We start from the raw sequence: 3,139 nt of genomic DNA on the forward strand, positions 1-3,139 counted from the left end.
CTGATTGAGGTGTCACCTTGTGTGTATGCCTTAACTATTTTTTCTCGCAAGTCGAGCGAGTACGGTTTCATTAGACTTCATTTGTGTACTCCTCTTACTGTACCTCATAAACTTGCAATAGGCTGTAAAATGGTTGCCAGTTATCTTCTTGGATGATTGGTTCCCAGACTGATTCTATGACTGGTCTAAGTAAGGCAATTTTGGGATTACTTTGCTGGAGTTGGTTTGCTACATTTGCTGTTTTAGCTTGAGGCAGTTTAGTTAAGTATTTATGGTACAAGTTTCGCCAGTTTTCTAGTAATTCAGAGGAGCTATCCCAAGGTAAAATATCTATTTCATTCAAAATCAAATTGGCATCTTCTCGCCACTGGCTTGAAAAATAGTGTGTCAGTTTACTGAAAAAGTCATGATAACCTACTTGTGTCTCTTGTAAGAGTTGAATTGTTGTTTGTAAAAGCTCTTCTCCTTCAATAACAGGTAGCTGAGAAAAGCCCAATTTCTGTAACATTAATTTGCTGTATTCTACATAATAATGCTCGTCAAACGTTGATAAGCCTACTTCCATATCCTCAGTGGAAATTACAGCTTGTAAGGGTTCTTGTAAAAGCTCTAAATTTAATTTACAAACACTCGGTTGTCTGCCGTAACAGTAGCGACGATAGTAGTCAAAATACGCGGCAGTAAATAGTGGGTCATATGAGGGAATAAAGGCATAAGGACCATAATCAAAGCTTTCACCTGTGATTGACATATTATCTGTATTGAGTACTCCATGACAGAAGCCTGCTGCCATCCACTGGGCTGTGAGTTCAGCAACACGTTTGACCAGTTCTGCATAAAATAGCGAGTATTGATCGGTTTTGCCCCAAATTGCGGGATAGTAGTATTCGATAACGTGGTCGAGTAACTTTTGAATTAAGTCTGGACGTTCGATGTAATAAAGTCGCTCAAAAGTACCAAAACGAATGTGCGATCGGCTGAAACGGATCATGACAGACGATCGCGTCGGAGAAGGTTCATCACCGCGCCATAATGCTTCTCCTGTTTCAATGAGGCTAAGACAGCGACTAGTACGCACGCCCATTTGATGCAAAGCTTCCGCTGCTAGAACTTCACGCACACCACCTTTGAGAGTTAATCTACCGTCTGCACTGCGCGAGTAAGGTGTTGTCCCTGAACCTTTTGTGCCAAAGTCGTAGAGTTCTCCATCAGTACCGCGTATTTGTCCGTAGAGAAAACCTCTACCATCACCTAAATACGGGTTATATTGACCAAACTGGTAGCCATGATAGCGTAGGGCTAACAAAGGTTCGCGTCCTTGGAACTTGCCAAAAGCTTCGATTAAGTGTTCGTCTGTAACTGCTTGCGGATCGAGTTTTAGTATTGGTAGTAGCGCATCATTGCGAAAGCGAAGAATGTGTTCAGGAAACTCCGCTGCAACAACTTGGTCAAAGTAATCGTTACCCAAAGATTCTAAGGCGGGTTCGTAGTTAAGCGCGAGGAAAGGGTTACTGAAATCGGCTAAACTCATTGATGTTAAAGCATGACTATCCTCTAACTTTAGCTAACACGATTCGGGATATGCCCAGCTCACTATTCGTGCAGGATTTCTAGCGGCGATCGCATACGTAGGTACTTCAAAGTTAACCACTGCACCTCCAAACATCGTTACCAATAATGGCACTGTTGCTTTGGGGGCAACATATGCATTGACAGTAGCGATCGCACGTTTGATTTTCCTTATGAATTTGAAGTAAATACAGCAGTACTTTCTCTAGGTTCAGCACTTTTGGTTGGTGTCGGGGCGGGTTTTCCTCTGGCATTGCGGGCGAGTCAACTCGATCCAGTCAAAGCTGTGCGATCGGAGTAGACTTTTAGTGGAAACTGTATGCAGTCTTGTTTAAAGTAATGTCTAGCGAGAACCCGTTAGTTCTTGATCGAGAAGATAAAGTATTACAGATTTTCCCGCGCCCACCACTTCTGACAAGTCTTCAAGCGGGTTGGGATGGCATTGTGCTGGGTTATATGTGTCAGCCGGCGTATGAAGTTCCTGAGATGTATAGTCCGCGTTGGCACTCGATCGCTATTTTCACGCATGGCAACTATGCGATTCATGCAGATCGCAAGTTAGATGGACGCTTTCATCGCGATGCGGTATATGGGGGAGATATTGTTATTGCCCCTGCACATGTTTCAACTCAGGCAAGTTGGGATGCTGAAGGGGATTTTATTCTCTTAGCACTTGAAAAAAATACGTTCGCTGGTGCTGTTGATGAAACTTATGAAGAGATTGAACTTATACCACACTTTGCGACACCCGATCCACTTGTTTTTCAAATTGGAATATCACTCAAAACAGTACTTGCTAGCGATCAAGGAAGTCGTCTCTATGCAGAGACAATGGCAAATGCTTTAAGCGTTCATCTGTTGCAGCACTACTCAGCACGAAAACCAGTTTTGCGTGAATATGCAGGTGGTTTATCAAGGCGTATGCAGCAAGTCATTGATTATATTAATGATTATTTAGACCAAGATTTGGGCTTAGCGGAACTTGCAGCCGTGGTGCAGATGAGTCCGCATTATTTTTGTCACTTATTCAAACAATCAACGGGGTTAACTCCCCATCAGTACGTAATTCGCACTCGAGTGGAACGTGCTAAAACGTTACTTCTTCAAGGTGAAGCGATCGCAGATACTGCCTACAAAGTCGGTTTTGCTAACCAAAGCCATCTTAATCGACATTTTAAACGTATAGTAGGCGTGACCCCCAAACAACTCCTACAAAAATAGCAAAAACGTACAAAAAATCGGACGAAGTTACAAGACAGTTAGGCAATAGGTCATGGGTAATAGGTAATAGCTACTAGTTTATTTTTACCCACTTAACTTATGTCTTACGTTAAAAGAATTGAAACGAGAACGGAACCTATGGTGCTGAACATGGGTCCGCACCATCCTTCGATGCATGGGTGTTTTAGGTTAATTGTGACTCTTGATGGCGAAGATGTCATTGATTGCGAGCCAGTCATTGGCTATCTGCACCGTGGAATGGAAAAAATCGCGGAAAACCGCACCAATATCATGTACGTTCCTTATGTTAGTCGCTGGGACTACGCTGCCGGAATGTTCAATGAAGCCG

2 protein-coding genes and 1 pseudogene are annotated in these 3,139 nt (G+C 43.0%); 2 read left to right on the forward strand and 1 reads right to left on the reverse strand.

From position 1 onward, the window contains the following. Positions 1–94: 94 nt before the first annotated feature. On the reverse strand, positions 95–1,531 hold the full coding sequence (locus tag IQ230_RS26080; protein WP_193935077.1) for a protein adenylyltransferase SelO: 1,437 nt from the start codon (positions 1,529–1,531) through the stop codon (positions 95–97). A gap of 377 nt (positions 1,532–1,908) precedes the next feature. On the opposite strand from IQ230_RS26080, the gene IQ230_RS26085 reads away from it, so the two are divergent. Both IQ230_RS26085 and IQ230_RS26090 read left to right on the forward strand, forming a co-directional pair. After that, positions 1,909–2,790, forward strand: a complete 882-nt coding sequence (locus IQ230_RS26085) for a helix-turn-helix domain-containing protein (RefSeq protein WP_193935078.1) — start codon at positions 1,909–1,911, stop codon at positions 2,788–2,790. 99 nt (positions 2,791–2,889) lie between these two features. Beyond that, positions 2,890–3,139 (forward strand): annotated as a pseudogene (locus IQ230_RS26090) (NAD(P)H-quinone oxidoreductase subunit H); the annotation flags it as partial.

Source organism: Gloeocapsopsis crepidinum LEGE 06123 (assembly GCF_015207655.1).
GTDB lineage: Bacteria > Cyanobacteriota > Cyanobacteriia > Cyanobacteriales > Chroococcidiopsidaceae > Gloeocapsopsis > Gloeocapsopsis crepidinum.

Coding starts and splice junctions, on each gene's coding strand:
- IQ230_RS26085 (WP_193935078.1), top strand. CDS start 1,909: ATGTCTAGCGAGAACCCGTTAGTTCTTGATCGAGAAGATAAAGTATTA.
- IQ230_RS26080 (WP_193935077.1), bottom strand. CDS start 1,531: ATGAGTTTAGCCGATTTCAGTAACCCTTTCCTCGCGCTTAACTACGAA.